Raw genomic sequence first — 24282 nt, forward strand, 5'->3', positions numbered from 1 at the left:
TTTTTACCCTATAATTTCATTTTCTCACGTGCAACAAAAAATATCCCGTCGGTTTCGAATAAATAGGAATTTTGCTTCCAAATCTACAATAATGCAATATATCGAGATTTATGGCGGTCTCGTAGAGACGCAGAAAATATGCAGAAATCTCATTGCTTGAAAATCTTTGACCTGATTGTGGGGCGAGCATGTGTTTGCTGATCAAAAACCACCATCTCAATCACAATGCTTATCCCACAGAGGCCTCTGCTTCCCCAGAGCTGCCGTCAGCTCTACGGAATGTCCAATGTGAATGTTGGGAATTCCAGAGCCTCGATGACATTTTTCAGGTTCTGCACATCAATGGAACTGGTGTAGTTCATCGTTCCCTGACTTCGGTGTGAGGCCTCATGTCCCAGCACCCGGTCAATCCAGAGCTCGCGGAAGCTGGCGTTCTGATTGCGCAGCTTTGTGGAGACGGTGTGGCGGAAGCTGTGGAATGTAATTTCCGCTGGGAGGTCGAGCTTGGTTTTGAGTTTTGAGAACGCCTGCCCAAAGGCAGCGCCCCTGACCCCTTCACTTGATGTCGGCAGGTCCGGGAAGAGGAAGTGCTGGCCTGGCTCCAAAAAACTCATGATGCCTGCCCTGATGAGTCGAGAGTGGATCGGAACCAGCCGTGTTCCTGCTGCGGACTTCGGAGACCAGCCATCTTCCGGGTGCGGGCGCACATGGAAGCACGCTACTCCCTGTATGTTCTCAATGTCTTGACCGCGCAGATTGCAGATTTCGCCTAATCGTAAACCGGTGTAGAGCGCGACGTTGACCATCCCTGCGTATGTTCGACGGGAAATGCCGCGATGCTCCCATTGTGCCTGTGTCAGAAGAGCCAATTCTTCATCGGTCCAACAGCGTCGTTCTGTCTTCTTGGCCGTATTGAAGGACCACTGCGCCCAAGGGTTCCTAGCAACGATTTCGCGTTGAACGAGTACGGACCAGAGAGACGATAGCCGAGAGAAGTGGTTCTTCACGGTCTTACCGCTGACCGTTTCAAGCCCTTGCTCTTTGGCCGCTTCAACTGCTTTTCGAATGGGTAAACGGTTTTTGGATTTCCCATGTGTCGTAGGGAGCCCAAGGAGCAAATCGTGAAAATCTCCTGCGGTCGTTCCCGTCACCTGATTAACGGGCAGGTCCCCGAAGGCCTCGATGAACAGGTCGAGTGTTGTTTTCGTGCCTTTGATGGTGTCTGCACTCTTACTGGCATCATTGAGAACAAAGCGTTGAGCCATCGCGCTAATGGTCTGGGCCTTGGCCTTCTTGCGGTTTTCTTTAGTCGGAGACGGCAAGGCTTTAAGCGGTTCGTCTTCTGGTCTCTCCTCAGCAGAGAGGGCAGGCGCAGACGCGATAGCGCTGCCTGAGGCTTTGATGTCGACGACAAGTTTGCGAAGTCCTGCAATCTCATCACGCAGCATAGCCTCGCGGGTCTTCGTGACGGCCGCACCTACAGCCTGTGTCTGCTTCAAGCCGTTGAGGAAAGCATCGGTCTGTTCGAAATGTCCTGCGATGATGTCTAGAAAAGTGTCGACCTGCTGCGTGTAGGCTTTTGTCCGGAGCGCCTGTTGAGCCATTTCGACCTCATGTTTGGCCTCTTCTTCTTTCAGCCGGACGTTGTGATAGTTTTCCCAATCCTTCACGAACTGCTCGTAAAAACGGATGATATCGACAGCGGTCAGGGCTTTTTGTGTTGGCTCTGTCGTCATGCGCCGAATCTCCTGAAAGCATTGCCCTGTCTTGGCGTAGAGCAGGGCTGCTTTTTGCCGTGCCAGCAACTTACTGGACGTTTTGAGCGGGTGCGAGACTTCGCCTCGTCCCAGCCAAGAACGCAGGTCCAGAGGAACAGAACGCCTAAAATAGTATTGCGATCCGACGATTCGCAGCATGCGCCTAACTTTCCCATTCTGGGAAAGACTGTGGGATAAACCCCCACTTTAACGCCGAGGTGCGTTTTTCTCTGTATTTTCAATAAGTTAGTGGTGCGAGCTGCGGGACTCGAACCCGCACGTCCTTACGGACTCGAGATTTTAAGTCTCGTGCGTCTACCATTCCGCCAAGCTCGCACTGTTCTCTCAAGCTATGCGCAGGAGAGCAGTGCCGTTGTTGCGCAGCCAGCGCTCCGCGGCAAGACGTCCAGACGCACCTTTTGTACAAAATCTTTCAACAAGCGTCCAAAAAGCGGGGCTATGGTTGAAATGCTCTAAATGCGCGAGCTCGTGGATGACGACGTAATCACGGATGTGAGGTGGGGTGAAAACAAGTCGCCAGCTTAGCATAATCCGCCCTTCGCGTGTGCAACTTCCCCATCGGGAGCGAACGTCCCGCAGATCTACGCGCTTGGGGAAAAGCTGCATGGCTCCGCTATAATGGCGAACACTGTTGTTGAGGCGCTTTGATGCCAGTTTGTGCAGAAAATCGCGAACACGACGTTCAGTATGTTCGGCCGCGCCGCTGACATGCAGACCCTCGTCGTCAAGCCAGCATCCTCGTTTGGCTTCAGGCTCGTGGATAATGGGCGCAAGCTGGCCTTCGATCGGAATGGAATGACCAGCCTTCAGGAGAGTCTTGGGGGGCAAGGATGCCAGAGCCTTTGCAACCCATTCACCATGTTCCTGGAGAAAAGCCATTGCCTGTGCTTGGGTGGCTCTGGGTGGCAGAGTGAGCACGATATTCCCATCTACAGGCTCAATTCGCAGTGTAATGCGTTTTGCTTTCGTTGAGCGCTTCCAGATAACGGGAGTTGATGGAAAGCTGTTCATCGGGCCTACAAAGCCAGTCAGGCGCTTTTTTTTAATTTAGCACATGCCGGTGCAAATTTTGGCCATTCGCCGGGCCATTGCGCAAGATGGTTTTCCAGTGGGCCTGCGCGACGCTCACTGATGCACCGTCCCTGAACCGAAGCCTGTACGTTGTGTACGCCGTTTGCGCCTCCGCTTTTGAGGTGATGCCATTCGGGTAGGTCAAAGCCATCCCGAAGCAGGCGATAGGAGCAACTGGGAGGAAGCCAGTCTATATCGGCCAGGATCGCTGGTGTAAGGGAAACGCAGTCGGGTACTTTGCGGTGGCGTTTGAGATAGTCAGTACATTGGCATGTCTGCGTATCCAACAGGCGGCATGCAACGTCCGTATGAACAATTTCGTCCGTATCTTCGTCGCGTAGTTTGTTGAGGCAGCAGCGCCCACAGCCGTCGCAAAGGGATTCCCATTGTGTTTCACTCATCTGATCGAGGGGGGTGGTTTGCCAGAAAGGCAGATCCGCGCTCATGAAAGATCCAGTGCTGCACATGTGAAAGAAAGAACGGCGGCCAAAAGGCTGGAAAACAGTATTGATGGCAGCAGGAGTGGTAGCCAGATCAGGCGAAGGCGAGCTGTGGTGTCTGCGCCCAGTCCTATTGCGGCCCGGGTCAAATCTGATGGACGCCTCAGGACAGCGTTTCCGATTGGGAAGACAATGGCGGTAGCCAGAAGAACGCCCTGCCAGAAGGGTAAATAACTGCCAGAAATTATCGCTTTGTGGACAGCAGGCAGCATAAATGCTGTCCCTAGGGTCGGTAGCAGAAGAAGAAGGCCCAGGTTTCGGCAAACCGGACGCGGCAATACCCGCAGAAATAGGGCCGCGAGAACGCATCCTGATAGAAGTCCGGATAGCACGATTAGCAGGTTATGAAAAATCATGGGGTGTCGCTGCCGAACCATGTTCGGAAACGCTGCTCAAGTGCATCACCGTTCGCCAGCCAGAATGTGTCGCTTATAGTAAGGGCGTGTGTGTGTGTGTCATTCAGGCTGTCCGGTACGTCCTCTAGATGGGGCGACTGGATATGCAATCGTTCCAGCGTCTGGCGTGCGTCATTGTCGGACACAGTCGAGGGAACTGCCCAGAAAAGGGGCGTGCGTATCATTTGGTCTGTTTCGGCAACAAAAATGGACGTTGCAGCTCCGGCCTTCACATGTGCGCTGATGCTGGTGATTTCGCTGACGGGCGCGCTTGTCATGAGGGCGCCGCTTTGCTGCATGATGCGGGCAGCATCATCAGGGGTCCGCCACCACACGATATATGGGCGCAGGACGTCCAGTTTGCGGAATGCCCTGTCCACGCCAGCGGGTGTGGATAGCTGGTTGTAAACATCATCAGGCCCAACGCCGTCAGCCAGCAGGGCAATTTCCAGTGTACCACGTGCACCGAAATGCAGGCCACGTCGTCCCGGATGGCGGGCGACGCTCCAGAAGGCGGCCCATCCCGGCTGACCAGGAAGACGCGAGCGATCCCAGGCCAGTGCTACATCTTCGTGGCCCCCCGGCAGACCACAATTTGTGGCGGCTTCGAGCGGGCGGACCCAGCCCGCGGAGCATGCTTTTGCGAGCTGGGTACCATCCACGAGGACTGCTGCCCATGCTGGCGGATGGGATGTGGCGCCTGTTTGCAGTGTGGCGATTTTTCCATCCCATTCGACGAGGTGCGTGGTGCTGTCTGGTGTCACGATACCGCTGGAGGCAATCACACCCTGCGGCACGCCCCATCCGGGTGCCTGTGGAGCCGTATGGCGGGGCACAGTTTTTCGTCTTGCACGATGGATTGTGTGCTTTGAATGCTGAGCGTGAGCAGATGCCGATGAGGGTGAAAAGAGCGAAACACCGCTTGCAACGACCCTGTCCAGAAAAGCGCCCACGCCGTCCTGTTTCTGAATTGAGGAGGCGGAGGTTGCGTGTGCTGGTGCTGCGAAGGATGAAAATGCTGCGCCCAGCAGTGCCAGCGTCAGGCAACCAGACCTGACGACGCGCAACGCACATGACGCTTTTGACTGCTGCAAGGGCAGCAGGCCTGATGCGAATGGCGGGGGGGCAGGCCGGATCAGAAAGAACATCCTTTTAGAAGTGGGTTAGGCGCTACTGCCTGTCTGCAGTGCGGTTTATGGGAGCATTCTAATACAGGTCGGTGCGAAGCGGAAAGGCTGTGGCATGTGCGGCCGGCCAAGCTACCTGCACAGGAGCTCCTGTTTTTGGAATCTGCCTGGCTTGAAGTGGTGGTCTGCGTAGCTCGATTTCAGTGCCATCCGCGAAGCGAACGCGCATCCGGATATGGTCTCCGAGGTGTAGACTATGCGCCAGCGTGCCCTGAAGCGGAGGCAAATCATCATCCATTCCAAGAGACTGTGTACCGAAGAAAGGAGCGACCCGATCAGGGCGAACGCACACGAGGCATTCATCGCCTTCTTTCAGGTTTTCCGTTGCAACTGCTTCCGCAACGCCACCGCAGGCCAGATGGACACGTGCTACGTCGTCTGAAATTTCAAGGACCTGTCCCGTAAGTGCGTTGGCCTCACCGAATGCGATAGCGACTTCGGGGGATGCTGGGTGTTCGTAAAGGCGCGCTGCATCAGCACATTGCAGCAGAACAGCATTCTGAAAGACTGCGACCGGGCCGCCGGGGCGAAGTGCGTCTTCGCGGCGGGAAACTGCGTGGAAAATAGTCAGGTCCAGTGCTCGGGAAAGTGTTGCAAGCAGGCTGGAGATTTTTTGCGCCGAGTGGGCGTCGAGGCGGGAAAGGGGGTCATCCAGTAAAAGCACGGCAGGGGCTGTCATGAGTGCGCGAGCCAGAGAAACACGGAGTTTCTGCTCTGATGTCAGTGCTTCGGGTTTCCGCCCGTCCAGTCCGTCCAGTCCCAGCAACGCAATCATTCGGCCCGTTTCAGCGCGGATTTCAGAGCGGTCTATTCCTGCTGCACGACGTGAAAAGCCAATATTCTCACGAACGTCGAGGTGATCGAAGAGCGGGTCGCGCGTACTGACGAGAGCAATCCCGCGCTTGCCTGCGCGGAGTGTGCTGACGTCTTCGCTTCCTATCAGGATACGGCCCCCCAAAAGCGGATAAAAGCCTGCGATTGTATCCAGCAGGCGCGAAAGTGCATCCGAACTGTTGCCGAAGGCCGTAACGGTTGTGCCTTTTATGATGGTGAGGTCGACAGGTAGATAATTAATGCCTGCACGGACACCATCGAGCGTCATCGCGGGTGGCTGGGCAGGGCGGGTAGCAGCTTTTCTGTTGATGGAAAGATGGGAGCTGGTGGAACGGATGGTCATGCAACCTCTGAGGATAGTCTCGCGTTCTAGGCGGATAAGCCGCCATGGGTTGGTGGCCGTTCAATATATGTCGAGAGGGTTTGAATATGAGCCGCAGCAACGTCAAGGACAACGTCGAAGCCATCACAGAGTCTACGCAGGAGCAGATCGACAGTCTTCGTTCGCAGCTGCAGCAGCTTCTGGACAGCGTGAGCCCTGTTCTGTTGCAGGCTGCAGACCGTACAGAGCACGCCGTTGCAAATGCCCGTAAAATCACGGATCATGAAATTGAAAACGTATCAACGCGCGTGCGGGCACAGCCTATTGCAGCCGTCCTGATCTCTGCTCTCGTAGGCTTTGTGGCTGGTCGCTTTTCAAAGTAACGGTCGGCCCTTGATCAGACAGGGGGCATGCGCCTTGCCTGCTCCCGCTCTGTAACTAACAAAGGCGATCGACCAGTATGAGCAATCCACTAGACCTCGGACAGGAAGCGCTCTCCGCGCAAGGGAAAATCTTTGCGCGTTCCGCGACCCGAATCGGACGTCGGATTGCATATGGTGCAGTTGCCGCCGTTTTCCTGATGTTTGCGGCTATCTCTTTTCATGGTCTGCTGTGGGCCATCGGGCTGGATCTTTTGGGGCTCAGCTATGTTGCCTCCGCTCTTTGCGTGCTTGGCCTTGACCTGCTGATTGTTATTGTTTTCGCGTTACTCGCCCGCCGTTCAATTCCTGACCCTGTGGAAATTGAAGCGCGTATTCGCCGTGACCGTAAGCTGATCGAACTCAAGCAGGCAGTTGCCATTTCTGCTCTGACCGGCCTTGTTTTCGGACCAGCCGGAAGGTTCACTGGTAGAAAAGTCACAGCAATCATCAAAAACATTTTCTTCCGCGGGAAATAACGCCAAGGTTCCCGCATAATGGTTTGGGACTGTCTGGCCAACCACACAAGTTTGGCGTAAGGACACCAGATCGCCGTGACGGCGCCTCGATTTGAGGAGTCGCCGCGGACTTGCGAGGAGTCCCGTGGATAAAGCGCCGAACAGTCTGCTGATAGCTTGCAAGGGTCACCCCTGATGCTTGCAGAAGTAAACATATTTGGCGTCTTCGTTTCTCCTATTGCCGTTTACGCTATAGCCGCAGTATTCGTGACCCTGTTTCTCCGCAGCATATTGTGGCGAACCGGGGCACTTGCTTGGTTCTGGCATGTCGCTCTCTTCGAGATTGCACTCTATGTCTGTGTTCTCTGTTTGCTCATCCTTTATGTCTAGGAGGGGTCGGCAATGAACTGGACCCGTGGTCTGATACGAGTCGTCCTGACTATTGTAGTCCTTGCACTGGCTATTTCATTGGGGCGGACCATGTGGGACATTTATGTCCTCTCGCCTTGGACACGTGACGGTCGTGTCCGCGTTTATGTGGTTGATGCTGCCCCTGAAGTTTCCGGGACGGTTGTTTCCGTTCCTGTCGTAGACAACCAGCTGGTCCACCGTGGCGACCCTCTTTTCGTTCTCGATCCTGTGCGTTTTCATCTTGATGTTGATGCAGCACGTGCCCGTCTTGCGGGTGCTGAAGAAGATCTCAACCTGCGCACATCTGATGCAAAGCGCCGCATGGGGCTCGGTGGCATTGTTTCTGCGGAAGAGCAGGAAGACTTCAATTCGAATGTTGAGACCCAGCGCGCCAAAGTGAATGCTGCAAAGGCAGAGCTGAATACAGCCCTTCTCAACCTGCAGCGTTCCACGGTTTACGCAGCGGTTGACGGGTATGTCACCAACCTGAACCTTCGTGTAGGTGACTACGCCCATGCCGGTGAACCCCGCATGGCGGTCATTGATGCCAACAGTTACTGGATCAATGGATATTTCGAGGAAACCAAGATGCACGGAGTGCATGTTGGTGACGTCGCGAGAATCAAGCTGATGGGATACCGCCAGATACTGACAGCACATGTTGTCAGTATTGGGCGAGGCATTAATGACCAGAACGGTGTATCGGATCGACTTGGCCTTCCAGACGTCAATCCGATCTTTACCTGGGTCCGGCTGGCGCAACGTATTCCGGTCCGTCTGGAGTTCGATGATGTTCCCCCGACCATCACCCTTGCGGCTGGCATGACCGCAACCGTGACAATCGGTCAGGAAACGCCTGGCGCTCGTGGTAAGCTGACCACCTGGCTGCAGAATCATCTCTGATATGTCCCGCAAGCTCCTGGCCCTTGCAATGGGCACTTGTCTGACCCTGAGTGCCTGCACTGTGGGTCCGAAGTACAAACCGGACGACATGAAGGTTCCGGATGCCTTCTCCGAGCAGCCACACGCGGCGACAGCTCAGGAGATTGCCCGCACTGAAGCAGACATGAAGGACTGGTGGGCGCAGTTCCACGATCCGATGCTCAATGCGCTTGTCGTGCAGGCGATCAAGGGAAACTACGATCTTCAGGCCGCGTCCCAGCATATTATTGCTGAGCAGGCTGTTCGCCGTGAGGCCCAGTCCGCTTGGTATCCGCAGCTCGATGCGTTTGCTGGCGGTGGTGATGACCGATATTCGGTCAACGTCGATAACTGGCCCCTGCGACCAGGCAATCCGGCCAACCGCCCGCAGGCCTCCATCCTGACTTATGGTGCGAAGGCTTCGTGGGAGATTGATCTTTTCGGTCATATTTCCCGGCAGGTCGAGGCCCGCAAGCGGATCGTCGAGGAGACGATCGAAGAGCGCCGGGCCATTCTGGTTTCGTTGCTGTCCGAACTTGCGACTGATTACGTGACGCTTCGTTCCGTGCAGGAGCGTCTGGATGTTACCGAGCATAGCATCAAGGTTGCTCAGGCCTCCCGTGACCTGACTGAGCGTCTTTACACTCATGGTTTGGGTAACACTCTTGCCGTGGCGCAGGCGCAGACCGAGGAACATCTCGAACTTTCACGGCTTGCACCGCTTCACGCCCAGCAGGACAGGCTGACGCACGCAATCGCTGTGCTTCTGGGGCAGATGCCTGGTTCGCTTGAACAGGAACTTGAGGTTCGACGTCCTCTGCCCTCCATGCCGAGCTTCCCGGCCACGTTGCCGTCCATCGTTTTGGCCAACCGTCCGGATATTCGTGAAGCAGAGCGGCGTTACGCTGAAGACACGGCACGTATCGGGATTGCGGTTTCCAACCTGTATCCAAAATTCGTGGTTCCGCTCACGTTCAACCCGAATGCGTCTGCAGCCTATCAGGCGTTCCAGCTTGGTGGCATGAGCTGGCAGGCGATGATGCTGGCGACGTTGCCGATCATTCACGGTGGTCGATATACAGCAGAAATTGCTCAGGCACGCGCAGGCGCTGAAGCAAGCCGCCTTCAGTATCGTGAAACTGTCTTGAAGGCGTTCCGTGAAGTCGAAGACTCCATGACCGACTGGCAGCATGACAACGAACTGGTTGCACAGCTTGAGCAGGCGTCTACGGATGCGGGGCTTGCAAGGGATCGGGCCCGCAAGCTGTTTAGTGCTGGTCTGACCGGATACCTGAACGTTCTGACTACCGAGCAGACCGCTCTGTCCGCGCAGGATCAGGCGGTTGTGGGGCGCATGGCACGCTTGCGCGATGCGGTGTCGCTCTACACGGCCATGGGCGCGGGCTGGCAAGGTAAAACTCTCGAAGACACGACGCTTCCCATTGAGAAGGGAAAGCAGAATTTCCTGGCACGAACAGTGTTGCGAGCGTTTTCTCGCTGAGAATTGCTGGTGGCTGTCCGTTCCGTGTGCCTAAATTCTTCCGCTCAAGCGGTTTGATGATCTGGCATTCAGGAGAAGAACGGAATGCTGATGTCTAGATGGACGTTTCTGCCGGTGCTGGCCGTACTGTGTGGTGGCATTTCAAACGCTGCCCCCGTTTCCACCGATATGACGATATCAGGGCCTCAGGGGGCGCTGGCGGGGACATTCCTGAGCTCGGGCGATCATGCACCGATAGTGTTGATGATACCGGGTTCTGGCCCCACAGATCGTGATGGTAACAGCGCCACTGGCATGCGCCCCGCAACACTGAGGTTGCTGGCTGAAGGCCTTGCAAACAGAGGCATTTCCTCCGTCCGCATTGACAAACGCGGGATGTTTGGAAGCCAGGCCGCAATCCCTGACGCCAATAAGGTTACCATCTCCGATTATGTTGACGATGTCCGGAACTGGGTGGGCGCAATTCGCAAGAAGACTGGCGTGCGCTGTGTCTGGGTTCTGGGGCATAGTGAGGGCGGGCTCGTTGCACTGGCTGCAGCACAGAAACCTGATGGAATCTGTGGATTGTTGCTCTTGTCTACCGCTGCCGTGTCCATGGACCGTCTTATCGGCTGGCAATTGCATAGAAATCCGGCCAATGCGCCTTTGCTGCCGCAGGCCGATATAGCGCTTGCCCGACTGAAGGCTGGTGAGCATTTCGATGATTCTGGCCTTGCAGTACCGTTGCGTCCGCTGTTTTCCAAGGAAATTCAGGGATATCTGATTGATGTCATGCATTATGATCCCGTAAAACTTGCATCGAAAATCTCGTTGCCGGTGTTGATCGTTCAGGGTGGCAGGGACGTGCAGGTCTTTCCCCGGAATGCAGAAATGTTGAAAGCTGTGTGCCCGAAGGCAGAGGTTCTTATGGTTCCTCAGATGACGCACGTGCTCAAGACAACGCCAGGTTCTGCGCCGCAGGACATGCTGAGGACATATACCGACGCATCTTTACCTCTTTCGCCTGAAATTGTGCCTTCTGTTGCGCAGTTTGTTCTGAGACATTGACCTTGTGCGCTGTCCGCCACACATCTGGGAATAATGAGTGATCATATGACAATGTCTGATGGACATCCTGCAGAGGACTATCTGAAACCAAAACTTGAAGCCCTGATCGAGGGTGCAGTTAGCGCAGGCTTTTCGCGTGACGTTACGGTTGCAGTGCTGATCGATCTGCTGGACGACAGCGTTGCGCTAGATGTGGAGACGAGATGAGCGACCCCTACTCGGTACTGGGTGTTTCCAGAACTGCTACGGACAAGGAAATCCGTAGTGCGTACCGGAAACTCGCCAAGGAATACCATCCGGATCATAACCCGGATAACAAACAGGCCGAAGAGCGCTTCAAGGCGGTCGGGCAGGCCAACGCGATCCTTGGAGACAAGGAAAAGCGCGCACGTTTTGATCGTGGCGAAATAGACGGTGCCGGACAGGAGCGCGCGCCGTATGGTGCTGGCTTCGGTGGTGGGCAGGGGCCAGGCGCACAGGGCTTCCGCGGTGGCGAGTTCAATCAGGAAGATCTGGGATCGTTCTTCTCGGATATGTTCAGTGGCGGTTTCAGCGGAGATTTCCAGCCAGGAGGCGCTGGTGGCCGCCGCGCTACAAAAGGCTCTGATCGTCGTTTCAGTGTTTCGGTATCGTTTGAGCAGGCTGTCCTGGGTACTTCCCTTGAGCTTGCCTTGGGCGAAAGCGGCCATACGGAAGTCCGCATTCCGCCGGGCGTTGAAGACGGGCAGACTTTGCGCGTGCGGGGCAAGGGTGCACCGGGGCGTGCAGGCATGGGCGGACAGCCCGGCGTTGCCGGAGATGCCCTGCTGACGATCACCGTCACTCCAGATCCGCGCTATACCCGCGAGGGACGTAATCTGCGGGCTACGCAGGATGTGGATCTCAAGACGGCTGTTTTGGGTGGAAAACTTCGGGTGCCTACTCCCAAGGGTACCGTTACGATGACCATTCCCAAGCATTCTGACAGTGGCACGGTTCTGCGTCTGGGCGGCCGTGGTATTGGCGCTGACAAGAACAATGCTGCGGGGGATCTTCTGGTGACGCTTCGGGTTGTTATCGGCAAGCCGTCTGCTGCGCTGGAAGAATGTCTCGGCAAGCAGGAAAGCTGAGCTGGTGGGTATGATGCGTCGCGCCAGAGCACGCCTTCCATCATGGCCATGGCGTGAAATTCTCGGCGTTATCGTAGCGTTGATTTTCGTGGTAGGTCTGGTTTTGATCAGCATGCATGCTCAGCTTCTCGCCGGGGAGTGGCATTTGCCTTAAGGTGCGTGCCCGTCTCATCAAATGACGGGCTTCGCATGACCGGATCTACATCTACGCTTACCGCTTCACACCAACCTGCCACCCGCAGGCAGGCTTTTACAGTCGTTCTGGCAATCGAGCTGTGGGAGCGGTTTGGCTATTACGGCATGCAGGCTGCCCTGACGATCTTTATGGTCGGCCAGCTTCGTATGTCCGACACCGCAGCCAATCTTCTCATGGGTGCACTGGCGGCCTTTACCTACATCACGCCTCTGTTGGGCGGTCTCATCGGAGACCGGCTTCTGGGAGCCCGCCCAGCGATGGTTCTGGGGGCGGTTTCGTTGGCCGCAGGATATGCCCTGCTTGCTGTTTCCCTTGGTTCTCCGCAATTTTTCCTGATTGCAATGGCATTGATCGCCGCGGGGAATGGTCTTTTCAAACCCAATGCCGGAAATCTCGTCCGCAGAATTTATGAGGGTGATAATGCTGCCCTCGATGCGGCATTCACGCTCTACTATATGGCGGTCAATGTGGGATCGGCCGTGTCGATGCTTCTTACCCCATGGTTGCAGGATAATTATGGAGCGCCCGTCGCCTTCGGCGCATGTTCCGTCGGGCTGGTCATTGGTCTGGTTTATTATCTGTGGCGCGCGCGTTGGCTTTCCCAGACCATCGCAGCAAACGAGACTTCCTCAATGCAATGGGGACGGCTGGGGTTGGTCGTGGCAGGCATGGTTGTCGTGACTGCTGTCATTGCCTGGATTCTGGGGAACGCCGCTCTCGCGCGGACCTGCGTGATTACGGCTGGCGTCGTGCTGATCCTGGGATGGGCAGTTCTCTATGTTCAGGCCCCTGCGCAAGAGCGGCCGGGTTTGCGTCTGACATATCTGCTTTCAATCCAGACCATGTTCTATCTGGCCTTCTATCAACAGATGATGACATCGCTGACCCTGTTCGCATTGCGCGCTGTTTCTGGAGATTACGAGATTGCGGGCGTCACGCTGTTTCATCTATCTGCGGGACAGTTTCAGGCATTGAATTCCATCTGGATCATGATCCTGAGCCCGATCCTTGCGGTGTTATACAACCGGCTTGGCGCCAAGGAGCGCGATATTTCCCTGCCGCGCAAGATGCTCCTCGGATACCTGTTTGCGGCTGCTGCCTTTGCAATATGGTGGGTGGCGTCCATTACCGCGCATGGGCTTGTTTCGCCGTGGATCATGGTTGTTGGTTATGGATTGCTCTCCACGGCTGAACTCCTGACCAATGGTCTCGGCCTCGCGGTGATCGCGCGATATGCACCTGCAAGGCTCAGCGGCTTCCTCATGGGAGGGCTTTATCTGCTTTGGGGCATCTCAATGTATGTCGGCAGCATCATCGCTAATGAAGCAGCGATGCCGTCCGATATGGTCTCGTCTGTGGGGCCAGCGTTTTATGCGCCCCTCTTCAGGACATTGTTCGCTACAGCTGTTGGAATTGTGATCGCGCTTGCTTGTTTGGAGCCTTTGGCTCGTCGTTGGGCCGAAGAACACGTAAACGTGATGATTGGCAAAGGTTAACAGCCCATCGAATGAACTGTTTGTAATTTGGCGGAAATCCTCGGAAACCAAGTCGTATTGTTGTGATAATTGTTGCGACGATGGCACGGGTTTCATGAAAGATGAGGGTTTCCTTGGCTTTCCGCTCTATTCTGGACCAGTTCTGGACTGTATGAGTCGCCCCTTCTGATCGAAAGCCGACGCGATGGCATAAAGAGGGGCAGTTCCAGATCATGCAGCAAGTTAGCAGTGAGTGGTTGAAAGTTCTGGGGATGGCCTGCGCCATAAGCTCTGTATTTCCCTTGGGACTTTCAGGTGCGTATGCCGAGACGACAAAGAAAACTGCGGCGAAGCACCATTCATCTGCACAGCCTCCTCATCAGACCGGTAACATTGCTGCGAACCATCCTCACACGATGGGTTCGCCGGTCATCCGCAATACGGGGCGTCAGCCAACATTTCCGGCGATCCAATCTGCAGGGCCTGTTCCGGCTCAGGATAGTGGGGCGATCAGTGACTCCACCCAGCACAGCTTTTTCCCGGCGAGTTTTCATGACTGGCTGACGCAGAGCACCATGACCGGCGACTGGGGTGGATATCGGACACGTCTGACCAATATGGGCATCAATATTGGTGGCCATTATCTCGAAGACAGTGCCGGAAATCCGATGGGGGGCAAGTCCAAGAACGTTCGGTATGCAGATGAATTCGGCATCAACGTCGATTTCAATCTAAAGAAGCTGACAGGCTGGAATCTCGGTATGATCCATACTCTGATTACCGCACGTCAAGGGCTTGGACTTGGCGCCACACTGCCGGCGCTGGACAGTCCACAGCAGATTTTCGGTTCGGGTGAGACGGTTCGATTGACGCGTCTATCTTGGGAAATGCCCTGGAACCATTATGTCTCGACGGAAGTCGGTGAAATTAACACTGAGAATGATTTCGAGCAGTCGTCAATGTACTGGGGGATGAGCCAGTACTGTCAGTTCGAATCAAATGCGATCTGCGGTATGCCTCAGTCCATCGCGATGAATTCAGGTTATGGTTATTACCCGACGGCCCATCCGGGCGCATGGGTGAAGTTCTATCCTGCGGGCAATAACCATTATCTCGTCCAGTTCGGCGCTTATTCAGTCGATCCAGTGATCTCGAATACGCATAATGGCTGGAAGATGAACCTTCACGGTGCGACGGGTACTTACGTGCCGTTCCAGCTCGGCTGGCATCGCGGCGGTAATGATGATTTCAGTGGCCCGCTACAGACGAACATCAAGATTGGTGGTTACTGGGATTCATCGCAGGTCAGCGATGTATATTCCAAACTGGCGTCCTACGGCGTGCCGTCACAGTATCTGATCTCTGCACCGACCGCCAAGGTTCGTGGCCGTTTTGGTGGTTGGTTCCAGTTTGATCATATGCTTGAGCGCGATGCGTCCGACCCGAGCCGTGGAACGTCTTTCTTTGGCTCGTTCACCTGGGGTGATCCGCGTACGGCAGTTGCTCCGTATTTCATCACCTGGGGTTTGACCCGCAAGGGCACGTTTGCAAACCGTCCGAACGATACGATCAGCCTTGGTATGAAGATGCTCTGGGTCAATCCGAAGCTGACGATCTGGGCTCGTCAGATGCAGGCTGCAGGTGCAGATTTCAACAAGCCTTCAGGCGAGAGTGCCATGGAACTCAACTATGGCTGGCGCCCGACACCTTGGCTCGTGATCCGTCCGGGTGCCCAGTATATCTGGAACACGGGTGGCACACATCGCTACAAGAACCCGCTGCTGCTTGATTTCGAAACAGGTATCACGTTCTGAAAATCGCAACCCTTGCCCTTCATGAGGGGCAGGAAATTTGCGGAAAAAGCCTGATCGGTAACCGATCAGGCTTTTTTTGTATTCGGGCTTAAAGATCTGTCGTGAAGGAGACCTTGAAAGTCCGTGGAGCGCCTTGAAGGAGGTAGCCGTTGAAGGAGGATGCCCAGTAACGTGTGTTGGCGATGTTATCCACGCCAAAGCGCAATGTGACGGGCTTGTGATAGGTGACGAACGTGTAGCGTGCACCCAGATCGAACCGTGTCCAGACGGGGAGATGCAGCGTATTGGCCGTGTTGACCCACTGTTTCCCCGTATTGACGACACGCCCGACAACAGTTGCGCCTTGCAGGAACGGCACATCATATTCGAGGTTGCCGTTGATTGTGTAGTTCGGAACTCCGATGGCTGAGTGGCCATTCTGGAGACCGCCTGCTGTGTTACGCAGGGAAGCGTCAATGAGTGTTCCACCACCATTGAAGCGCAGGCCGGGTAGGATCTCACCATTGACGCTGAGCTCTACGCCGCGGTTCCGCTGAAGACCGTTGAGGCGGTAGGCATATGTGCCGGTGGAGCCGATGGCCTCTGCATATCCGTAAGGTTGTGAGATCTGGTAAAACGCCAGAGACGCGCTGAAACGTCCGATGTCATACTTGGCCCCAACCTCGTACTGCGTGGATTTGTAGGGCGGGAAAACCTGACCTACGTTAATGACGTTGCCCGTGGCAGTTGGCCCCTGAGACAAGCCCTCAATCCTGTTGAAATACAGGGATGTCTGGCGCGTCGTATGAATGACAAGGCCCACCACCGGGGTGATGGCATCCTGATTGTAATGGGCATTTTCGGCGCCTCGTCCGGTCTTGGAATACTGATATCCATTGATCAGCATGTTCTGGTAGCGAAAGCCGCCGGTCAGTGCGACACGATCATGAAAGAACGACATCGTATCGGAGAAGAACAGGCTGTACAGGCGTGTTCTGCTGGTTGATTGTGGATCATCCAGAACACCGTTGGAGTAGGTCTGTGCGGGCGCGGCGACTGCTGGGGTGTTATAAATGTTTGTAGTGATGGGCGTCAGCGCCATGCTGTACGCAGCACCACTATCAGCCCAGAGCGATGAGCCACCGGCGTTGATTTCGTGTCGAACCGGCCCAGTGCTGAAATGTGCGCGAACTCCCGCTCTCGTGCTTTCATTGGTCTGAGCATAGGGTACGTACATGCTGCCGGCCGTGGCCGCGCCTGTCGTGGCGTTCTGTACGGTCGGGGAGGAGTAGTTACCATCCTCGTTGCTTCCGAGGCCCCCGAACGCCCCATAGACCGTGATATGATCTGAAAGATCGTGCTCGGCATTGAGCATGCCGAAGATGTAGTTGAGGTTGTTATAGGCCCAGCGCTGGCCAAAATTATGTGATGCCGAGGGTACGCTGGGCACGGAAGTCACACCACTTCCCAGGAAGATGGCAGGGCGCCCGCCATCCACACCCTGGTTTTGATAGTTCATGTCCAGTGAAATGCGCGTGCGGTTGCTGCTGTCGTGCCAGTCGAAATCCGCACCAAGAACCGCAGAATGACGGTATTCGTTATTGATTGCGTCTTCACCGGACATGCCTGCGACGTTAAGGCGCACACCAAAGTTCTTTTCCGGTCCGAAACGACGTCCGACATCAATGCTGCCACCCCCCATGGCGCTGCTGGTGTAGTCTCCCGTCAGGCGCGTGATGGGGGCATTGGTGGCATGTTTGAACATCAGATTGATGTTGCCGCCAATGGCTGACCCGCTGGGCGCTGCGCCATTGAGGAAAGCGCTGGCACCGTTCAGGACCTGAACCTGATCGTATGGCTGTGGCGAGACGAGCTGTCTGGGCGTGATGCCGTAAAGGCCATTGATGGCAATGTCATCGCCATTCAGCACGAAGCCACGAATGACGAACATTTCCGAGAAGTTGCCATAGCCATACGTTGTCCGCACCGAAGGGTCGTTTTCGAGGACTTCGCCCAACGTTTGGGACTGCTGGTTCAGGATCAGGCTTGAGTTGTAACTGCGGATATTGAACGGCACATCCAAACCGCGCTTGTTGCCGAGCGCACCAAGCTGGCCTCCACTGGTGACTTCCATCTGGTTGCGGCGCTTGGCTTTTACAACGATCTGTTCGTCCGTCTGGGCGGCGGCTTTCTCCGGAGTGGCGGCGGGTTGGCTCGCAGCGGCATGCGCGGACATGCTGACGCCTGCGAGAAGGAGAAGCGACAGACTTGCGAAGGTGTGACGCTGCGGGAATTTCGCTGCAGGGAGTGCGCTCACGGTAACCTCAGATAAACAGAATTGGCACGCTCCATACGATATTGATAATTATTCGCAAGTCCATGAGTGTGGAGAAGTGTTTCAGCCCCCCTGAAGGGGGCTGTGTTCAGGCAATCCAGCTGGTCTTAAAGGACAACCGTGAACTGGACGCCAAAGACTGCTGCGTCATGGAAGGTGGTCGTGGCGCTGGGCCGCTGGATATATTGGAAATCCGGCTGAACGGCCATCGCGCGGGCGACATGTGCGCTGTAGAACAGCTCATAAACGTCTTCATGGCTCTGCACACCATAAACAGGGCCAAACTGGTTGCTCTGAAAGGGAAGATTCAGGGCTAACGAGGATTCCTGCTGCAATGCAGCTGTGCGGCTCATATCAAAATGCTGCCACATGGCACCTACCGTATCCAGCGGGCGGCCCCATTGTGCGCCGCTATCGATCATACCAACCCATGTGTGATCTCGCATCGCAACGGTCTTGCCGTCGCTATACATGGCGCCTGCCATGGCGATCAGGCCGTTACTCGCGCCTTCGCCGTTGCGCATGAGCATCTGGTCCATGATCAGCCACGCACTGTTGCGTCCGGCTTCATAACGGGCGGGGAGGCCAGTAGCCTGCCATGAGTTGCCGTTGGCGTCTTCATAGAGGTTTTTGTAGCGCGAATTATCGTAGGAATAGCCGATCTTGTAGTGTCCGATCAGCTTGTGCTGTCCGAAAGACGGCGTCCATCCAAGCTCGACCGGGGTGGAAAATTTTCCAAGCCCGGACTGCGCCCAGGCCCAGCCCGAAATGCCGCCATTATAGGAGTGCGGGCTGACGGCAAAGAGCCCTGCCATGATATAGGTGTCGGAAGTGGGTACTACCCGGACCACTGCGCCTAGATTGCCTGATGGCCAGTCACGATTGCCTTCAGTGCTCTTGTTGGGGATTGGGTTACCGCACATGGCAACATTCATGAAGTCGCAGAACAGCGGGGATGCAGCAAAGAAACTGCCCACAGGAATCCAGCCAGCACTGACATCGATGCGGTTATGATAAAATGCGCTCTCGCCATACATCGCTACCATGTGCGCCACTACATTTCCGCGCGCGCCATAAATTTCCTGGACTGCCGCGATAGAGTCCCCGAAATTGCGCGAAACGCTCTGGCCATGCCCGTTCACAACAATCGCGTGCGTCCAGAAATTTGGGATACCGGCGAGCTTGTCCCAGTCTACATCCATTTCGATGCCAAACTGACCTGTATCCGAGTAAGCGCGTTCCTTGCCGCCTGTGACATTGCCCGCGAATTCCTCATTTATCGCTGCGAGAAGGTGAATGCCATGCTTCAGCAGCCACGGCTGGGCGCCTGCCCAGTCTCCCAGGAAATGCTGCGCTCCCATCGGGGCTGAAAAATATGGCCCAGGGTCCGTGACGGGGCTGATTACTGCCGCTCCGCGGAAGGAGTTTCCCATAATCGGACTGCTGGTGTTCACGCTTCTGCTGTTTCCGGTGTTCTGCGTTGCAGAAGGGCCGGATGCGGTGGTCGAGCCTTCGGAATTTGCAGACTGGGCTATTGCCCTGCCGGGGCTCAGGGCCAGCCAGGTCAGGGAAAGCAACCCCAGGAGTACGACACTCAGTCGTTCGGGACGGGCTTTGGTGCGGGTCCGAGCGCAAATGTTGAGCACAGCCATGAGGTGCCGATTATCCTTTTCATCGTGGATTAATAATTGCGAACGCATTCTCTGCTCGAGGAGGGGCAGGAAAAAATCGCATATTTCAGGTTTGAACATCTCATGTCGCAGAATGGTGCAGGGGGTGTCAATGCAAAGGGAAAGAATAATCCGGATTCAGAAATGTATCTGCGAGAATTTCGACTCATAAAATACGACGAAACAGCATGTCACGATGAACTTATTGAACCTTTGTGGGGAATAGTGCGTAATAAGTGAGAATTTTCACTAATCTTATGAAATATGGAGATAAATTACCCATGGTCGCCCGCTCAATTTTTGTTCGTACAGCTCTCGGGTTTGCACTATTTACTGCATCATTAACGAGCGTTGTTCCGTTGGATAATGCGTATGCCCGTGCGCTTCCTGCCCAGACTGCACCCCTGACGCTGAGTGCGGTCAAGGTTGAAGGAAACAAGGCGGTATCCACGGAGGATATTCTGCGGGCATTTGGCCATCAGCCAGGTGATCATGTGACGCAGGATGATCTCAAGGCTTCCCAGCAGCGTGTGGCGGACCTCTACAGCCAGCGCAACATTGGCGGCAGTCTGGGTGAGCAGATGAAGATTAAGGGTGCGTCGGTGATGGTGACTCTGCTGATTGGCGAGCAGTCTGCCCATCCTGCGGCGACGGGTCAGCAGCTCGTGCTTGATCAGGTGGAGTTCAAGGGAAATACCCGTATCCCGACGGAAGCGCTCGCAGCGGTGACACATCTGCGCCCAGGTGGTGCAGTGTCTGACAAGTCAGTCGTTACGGACGAAAGCGCTATTCAGTCAGCGTATAAAAGCAAGAACCTTGCTGTGCGTATTCAACCGGTGGCGACATATCCAAATCATGATCACCACGTGGTCCTGACCTGGCAGATTGACGAAAATCCGTCTCCGGCAAAGTAAGACTGGAGCCTGCGCTCAGGTCAGTGTTTCGGGGTCTAGGGGCGCAGGTTTCAGTTCTGACGGCAGATAGAGTGGATGTTCAGGGCGTCCGCTCTTGCTCAGGCGAAGTGCTGTTACCTTAATGCCTGCCTTGCCCAGCATGCGCGCCACTTCGGTGCCCCGCGGACGGAGTGTCTTTATCTGTGGGGCTCCATAGGCCAACACGACGAGGTCTGCCTGCCTTGCCATCTCCAAAAGATGTTTGTCATTTTCTGGGCCGATTGGATCAGGGACTTCAAGAAGGCGCTTCTGATCCGTGCATCGATAGGCAAAGCTGTTACCGACGAATATCCCACCATATCCCCATGCCCGGGCATAACGCTGGCATTTTGCAACCGTCCGATCGTCTCCAATCTCGGTAGCGAGTGACGGGTTCATCATGAGCCACATGACCAGCGGAGCGGACGGGTCCCATGTACGTCTGAGCGTATAACGATAGCAGTCTGCCGGGCCGCCATAGATTGCAGTACTCACCACGTCTTCCGAGAGCCTGAGGGCTTTCGAGTTACCAACATGGTGGTTTCCGAAAAGATCAGTGGTTGTGGGCTGGTTGGTATTGCGTGGCCGGGGAGAGAGTCGTGACATATGGGCCATTCCAGTCGCGGTCGAAAATACTGAGCATCGTGCCGGTCAGCTTTGTACCGTGCACGAACAGGGACGCATCAACGGTATTGTTGAAATAGCTCCATTCCCAGTTGCCGGTACCAATCATGAAAGCATCATCATCGGCGATGGCGTATTTTGCGTGTTCGACGCGAGCATAAGGAATGAAGCCTTCCTTCGCCATCGGAACTGTAGAAAATTTCACAGTAATATGGGGCAGAACGGCCAGACTCTTGAGATAGGCCTGCATAGGTTGATGCAGGGCCCAGTCCGCGACGATGATCTTCACATTCACGCCGCGTGCGGCGGCATCGCGGATGGCAGTGTCGATTTCAGGCCAATATCCGGGTGGCCCGTACTGGCGGATCGCACTCAGCGTCATCACCTGAATGCGCAGATCATGACGTGCCTGATGGATCAGGTTTTCAAGCGCCGGCTGCTCTGCCGTGTACCATCGTGGCAGCATGGAAGGGGGGCTGAAGGCTGGAAATGCCAGTACCTTCGCACCGTCCTGTTCAAAGGAGATCGGGTCTGATTCCGTTGTGGGTGGAACTGCGGGAGGCGCGGCCGTGAGGTACTGCTCTTTTGCGAGCAGTTTGCCGCCACCGAGCGCCCAGAGTTCCTCAAATGCGCCCTCCATGCTCTCTGCAAAGCGGGCGTCTGTAATCTCGGCGCCAAGTTCGTGGTTGTGGTCGAGCGCGCGCCAGTCCCAGTTCTGGCTCCCGATGAAGGTTACGTCACGATCCACGATCATATATTTGGCGTGCAGGATACCGCCGGTGAGGTGATCTGTCGGTAGAATTTCGATATGAATGTTCGGGAAGGCCTTGAAGCGGTCCAGAACAGGCTGGGTATCGTGCAGGAAGCTCGGCTCCACCAGAAGCCGGACCTGAACACCCGCTCTGGAGCGTTCCTCCAGTGCGTCGAGCACGCCGGAGAGTGCCTCGCCTTTTTTCTCTGCGATGTAGAATGCTGCGATATCGACGCTTTTTTTCGCGTTATGTAGCATTTCCAGCCATACCTCACGCGCACGAGGCATGCCGGGCTCGCCATAGATTGTCCCTGTAGGAACACTTTCGACGATACGGATACCGTCCGCCGCATGGGCATCAAGGGTGGTGCATAGCCCTGTCGCGGCGAGCAGTCCTGTCAGCAGGAGAGACAGGGGACGTCGTGAAAGGGCCATGGGAAGAGTCCTGCAGCGGGGGAGGGTGCTTCTTAGTGCGTTTTTGCCTGAAGAGTTTTTACTGCGGCAAGTGTACGGGCCACGTGATCGTCAGGAGACATGGATGCGTAGGTCAGGATGACTTTTCCATCGGGAGCAATAACGTAGGAAGTACGGCTCGACATGTGCAGCAGTGGCATTTTCGCTTTGTAAGCTGCCGTAATCTTGCCAGACGGGTCTGCTGCCACAGGGAACGCGCTGCGGCATTCGCTGACGGAGAATTTGTCCAGCTTGGCAATCGGATCCATCGAAATCCCGATGACGGATGCACCGGCGGCTTTGAAGTCAGGTATTGCTTCGGCAAAATCGTGGGCTTCGAGTGTGCAGCCTTTTGTGAAAGCGGCTGGATAAAAATACAGGACTACCGGGCCTTTTTTGAGGGCCTCGGCGAGATTGTAGGTGAATTCCTTACCGCCCAGACTGGCAGGGGCACTAAAATCCGGAGCAGTAGATCCGGTTTCCAGTGCGGCATGCGCTGGAGTGCAGGCAAGGGCGCCAGTCAGGACAGTTGCGCAGAAAACTGATGCTTGCAGAATACGGCGCATGTAATGTTTCCGATCGTATGAATTCTAGAATGTAGAGCCGGGAGGAACCACGACGCACGGCGAAGCGTGCGACAGACGGTGACAGGCTGCAACAGCATTTTCATGCGACAGCCCCGTCAGACGCGCCCGGAACAGGTGAGCCTTGCCAGCTTTTACGCTTGCGACCTGCGTATGGGCAGATGAAAGTGTCACCCCGCCATTGCTATGCGCACGCGATGCAGCAGCACCCGCCTGACCGGCATTGGCAAATGCACCAACCTGAATGGCCCAGGTATGTGGGCCTGACGTATCAGGAGCGGGTTCCTGATGTGTCGTATGTGTTGGCGCTGTGGCGCGCATGGGGGGAGCAAGACGGTATTGCGGCTTTGCCGTGGGCATGACGGCCATGATGGGCTGCGCGGGGAGGCGATGCCCGATCGGAATTTCATGTGCGGTGACACGATCATCAGAGCCGTCAGAGTTGTCGTCGTCCGAAACCTGATCCGGATGATATGCAACTGTCTGGGGTGCCGTCGTTCGAATGCCGCGTGCTGCCCATGCCGCACTCACACTCGTAGGGCTTGCAGATGCAGTGGTGGGAATTGCCGTGGCAGCAGCCTCGGGTGCTTCGGCAACCTGCATTGGCGCTGAAGCATCGTCGGCATTTTCATGCGTGTTCTTCTGGCGCCATGCAGCCCGGATGGAGTTGCTCTCCTGTGTCGTTTCATCGGACATTTGAGGAGTATTCTGAGCCAACTGGACGCGTGCATTTGGGTCATGCTGAGATACGAGAAGATCAGCGTTTGATCGGTTATGTGGCCATATTCCGGCAATTTGCGGCCCGATTGCGGCAACATACCGGCGTGTTTCACGTGGCAAAGGGCGTCCACGGCGCAGATAATTGTCAAGGCTTCCAGGGCCATCATTATACGCTGCGAGAAAGCCTGGAGAGCCGTAGATGTCATACATCTGGCGGAGGTAGGCCGTGCCCGCGAGGATATTGTCATGGGGATCGTACGGATCGTCGCCCAGACTATATTGTACGCGCATGTCATCATACGTTGGCGGCATGAGCTGCAGCAGGCCCATGGCCCCCGGTACGGAAGTGGTAAAATTGCCGCTGCTGTCATAGAGCTGGCCACGCGATTCGCGCATCATGACTGCCCGGATCCACGGATCCGGTACATCGAAGCGTTCTGAAGCCTCACGAATATATGGCCCCCATGGGTCGTCTGGCGGGCCTGGGGGGGCGTAGTAAGATTTTGCGTGGGCGCGGTACGTGGCGGCTTCCTGGGATACGGGAAGCTGTGGCCCGGAGGAATTGGGAGTCCCGGCACATGCCGCCAGCAGGCCGATCAGCCCCAGCGCTGCACCGGAGCGCAGAGCGCTAAGACGGCTTGAAGAGAGCTGAAACGGTGAGATCGATCGTGGCATCGGGCCGAGCTTACCTGATGAAAGGGATGCGTGCTTGCTGAATTGAGGATGTCCTGAACCACAATTGCGGCGAAACTTGGAAAATCCGAGGGTCTGGAACAGCAGGGTATTCGGTCTCCGC

General features: G+C 55.7%; 24 protein-coding genes, 1 tRNA gene and 1 pseudogene. 12 read left to right on the forward strand and 14 right to left on the reverse strand.

The genetic code is table 11. The features are described from left to right. Positions 1-272 precede the first annotated feature (272 nt). The 8 genes and pseudogenes from GWA01_RS12470 to GWA01_RS12500 all read right to left on the reverse strand — a co-directional run bounded on the left by GWA01_RS12470 (position 273) and on the right by GWA01_RS12500 (position 6108). Entirely contained in the window at positions 273-1736 is a 1464-nt protein-coding gene (locus GWA01_RS12470) for a tyrosine-type recombinase/integrase (RefSeq protein ID WP_228118649.1), read from the reverse strand. A 12-nt stretch (positions 1737-1748) separates the two neighbouring features. Beyond that, positions 1749-1916, reverse strand: a pseudogene (locus GWA01_RS13385) (DUF6538 domain-containing protein); the annotation flags it as partial. A 91-nt stretch (positions 1917-2007) separates the two neighbouring features. Then, positions 2008-2093 (reverse strand) — tRNA-Leu (locus GWA01_RS12475). Positions 2094-2102: 9 nt separating this feature from the next. Further along, positions 2103-2789: a M48 family metallopeptidase gene (locus GWA01_RS12480; RefSeq protein WP_146798579.1), complete on the reverse strand. Its 687-nt coding sequence runs from the start codon at positions 2787-2789 to the stop codon at positions 2103-2105. Between the two features lie 17 nt (positions 2790-2806). Next, positions 2807-3295, reverse strand: a complete 489-nt coding sequence (locus tag GWA01_RS12485) for a YcgN family cysteine cluster protein (protein WP_146798581.1) — start codon at positions 3293-3295, stop codon at positions 2807-2809. After that, on the reverse strand, positions 3292-3561 hold the full coding sequence (locus GWA01_RS12490; RefSeq protein WP_228118650.1) for a hypothetical protein: 270 nt from the start codon (positions 3559-3561) through the stop codon (positions 3292-3294). Before GWA01_RS12490 ends, GWA01_RS12485 begins: the two co-directional genes overlap by 4 nt. Before the next feature lie 140 nt (positions 3562-3701). Then, complete coding sequence (locus GWA01_RS12495; protein WP_228118651.1) at positions 3702-4838, reverse strand: extracellular solute-binding protein; 1137 nt, start codon at positions 4836-4838, stop codon at positions 3702-3704. A 112-nt stretch (positions 4839-4950) separates the two neighbouring features. Next, the gene (locus GWA01_RS12500) at positions 4951-6108 is read right to left on the reverse strand and encodes an ABC transporter ATP-binding protein (protein WP_146798587.1); all 1158 of its coding nucleotides are present in this window, start codon (positions 6106-6108) and stop codon (positions 4951-4953) included. Between the two features lie 86 nt (positions 6109-6194). Between GWA01_RS12500 and GWA01_RS12505 the strand changes: the two genes are divergently transcribed. The 11 genes from GWA01_RS12505 to GWA01_RS12545 all read left to right on the forward strand — a co-directional run bounded on the left by GWA01_RS12505 (position 6195) and on the right by GWA01_RS12545 (position 15438). Beyond that, positions 6195-6470: a hypothetical protein gene (locus GWA01_RS12505; RefSeq protein WP_146798589.1), complete on the forward strand. Its 276-nt coding sequence runs from the start codon at positions 6195-6197 to the stop codon at positions 6468-6470. 77 nt (positions 6471-6547) lie between these two features. Then, on the forward strand, positions 6548-6985 hold the full coding sequence (locus GWA01_RS12510) for a hypothetical protein (RefSeq protein ID WP_146798591.1): 438 nt from the start codon (positions 6548-6550) through the stop codon (positions 6983-6985). Positions 6986-7159: 174 nt separating this feature from the next. Next, positions 7160-7354 (forward strand): DUF1656 domain-containing protein, encoded by a 195-nt coding sequence (locus tag GWA01_RS12515; RefSeq protein WP_146798593.1) that lies wholly within the window; start codon positions 7160-7162, stop codon positions 7352-7354. Positions 7355-7366: 12 nt separating this feature from the next. Further along, entirely contained in the window at positions 7367-8278 is a 912-nt protein-coding gene (locus tag GWA01_RS12520; RefSeq protein WP_146798595.1) for an HlyD family efflux transporter periplasmic adaptor subunit, read from the forward strand. A 1-nt stretch (position 8279) separates the two neighbouring features. Continuing rightward, positions 8280-9797, forward strand: a complete 1518-nt coding sequence (locus GWA01_RS12525) for an efflux transporter outer membrane subunit (protein WP_146798598.1) — start codon at positions 8280-8282, stop codon at positions 9795-9797. An 84-nt stretch (positions 9798-9881) separates the two neighbouring features. Continuing rightward, a complete protein-coding gene (locus GWA01_RS12530; protein ID WP_146798600.1) occupies positions 9882-10844 on the forward strand; it encodes an alpha/beta hydrolase in 963 nt (320 codons plus the stop codon). Between the two features lie 45 nt (positions 10845-10889). After that, positions 10890-11051: a hypothetical protein gene (locus tag GWA01_RS13060; protein ID WP_186819578.1), complete on the forward strand. Its 162-nt coding sequence runs from the start codon at positions 10890-10892 to the stop codon at positions 11049-11051. Beyond that, complete coding sequence (locus GWA01_RS12535; protein WP_146798602.1) at positions 11048-11953, forward strand: DnaJ C-terminal domain-containing protein; 906 nt, start codon at positions 11048-11050, stop codon at positions 11951-11953. Before GWA01_RS13060 ends, GWA01_RS12535 begins: the two co-directional genes overlap by 4 nt. Before the next feature lie 4 nt (positions 11954-11957). After that, on the forward strand, positions 11958-12107 hold the full coding sequence (locus GWA01_RS13065; RefSeq protein ID WP_186819579.1) for a hypothetical protein: 150 nt from the start codon (positions 11958-11960) through the stop codon (positions 12105-12107). A gap of 35 nt (positions 12108-12142) precedes the next feature. Further along, positions 12143-13645 (forward strand): peptide MFS transporter, encoded by a 1503-nt coding sequence (locus GWA01_RS12540; RefSeq protein ID WP_146798605.1) that lies wholly within the window; start codon positions 12143-12145, stop codon positions 13643-13645. Between the two features lie 212 nt (positions 13646-13857). Further along, complete coding sequence (locus GWA01_RS12545) at positions 13858-15438, forward strand: carbohydrate porin (RefSeq protein WP_146798607.1); 1581 nt, start codon at positions 13858-13860, stop codon at positions 15436-15438. An 88-nt stretch (positions 15439-15526) separates the two neighbouring features. Here GWA01_RS12545 and GWA01_RS12550 read toward each other — a convergent pair whose 3' ends face one another. Both GWA01_RS12550 and GWA01_RS12555 read right to left on the reverse strand, forming a co-directional pair. Next, positions 15527-17734, reverse strand: coding sequence for a TonB-dependent receptor (locus GWA01_RS12550; protein ID WP_229316091.1), 2208 nt, complete (start codon positions 17732-17734; stop codon positions 15527-15529). A gap of 125 nt (positions 17735-17859) precedes the next feature. Continuing rightward, positions 17860-19404 carry a carbohydrate porin gene (locus GWA01_RS12555; RefSeq protein ID WP_146798609.1) on the reverse strand — a complete coding sequence of 515 codons (1545 nt, stop codon included), beginning with the start codon at positions 19402-19404 and terminating at the stop codon, positions 17860-17862. A gap of 299 nt (positions 19405-19703) precedes the next feature. Here GWA01_RS12555 and GWA01_RS12560 point away from each other — a divergent pair, with 299 nt between their 5' ends. Then, entirely contained in the window at positions 19704-20336 is a 633-nt protein-coding gene (locus tag GWA01_RS12560; protein WP_186819573.1) for an FtsQ-type POTRA domain-containing protein, read from the forward strand. Positions 20337-20351: 15 nt separating this feature from the next. Here the strand turns inward: GWA01_RS12560 and GWA01_RS12565 are convergent, their stop codons facing one another. From GWA01_RS12565 to GWA01_RS12580, 4 genes are read right to left on the reverse strand one after another with little or no spacing between them, the layout of a single operon-like run. Beyond that, a complete protein-coding gene (locus GWA01_RS12565) occupies positions 20352-20960 on the reverse strand; it encodes a DUF1643 domain-containing protein (protein ID WP_146798613.1) in 609 nt (202 codons plus the stop codon). Further along, positions 20908-22164 carry a phospholipase D-like domain-containing protein gene (locus tag GWA01_RS12570; protein ID WP_146798615.1) on the reverse strand — a complete coding sequence of 419 codons (1257 nt, stop codon included), beginning with the start codon at positions 22162-22164 and terminating at the stop codon, positions 20908-20910. Before GWA01_RS12570 ends, GWA01_RS12565 begins: the two co-directional genes overlap by 53 nt. A gap of 32 nt (positions 22165-22196) precedes the next feature. Beyond that, entirely contained in the window at positions 22197-22748 is a 552-nt protein-coding gene (locus GWA01_RS12575) for a peroxiredoxin (RefSeq protein ID WP_146798617.1), read from the reverse strand. A 24-nt stretch (positions 22749-22772) separates the two neighbouring features. Beyond that, positions 22773-24161 (reverse strand): lytic transglycosylase domain-containing protein, encoded by a 1389-nt coding sequence (locus GWA01_RS12580; RefSeq protein WP_146798721.1) that lies wholly within the window; start codon positions 24159-24161, stop codon positions 22773-22775. Positions 24162-24282: the final 121 nt, after the last annotated feature.

This window comes from Gluconobacter wancherniae NBRC 103581 (assembly GCF_007988885.1).
GTDB classification, from domain to species: Bacteria; Pseudomonadota; Alphaproteobacteria; order Acetobacterales; family Acetobacteraceae; genus Gluconobacter; species Gluconobacter wancherniae.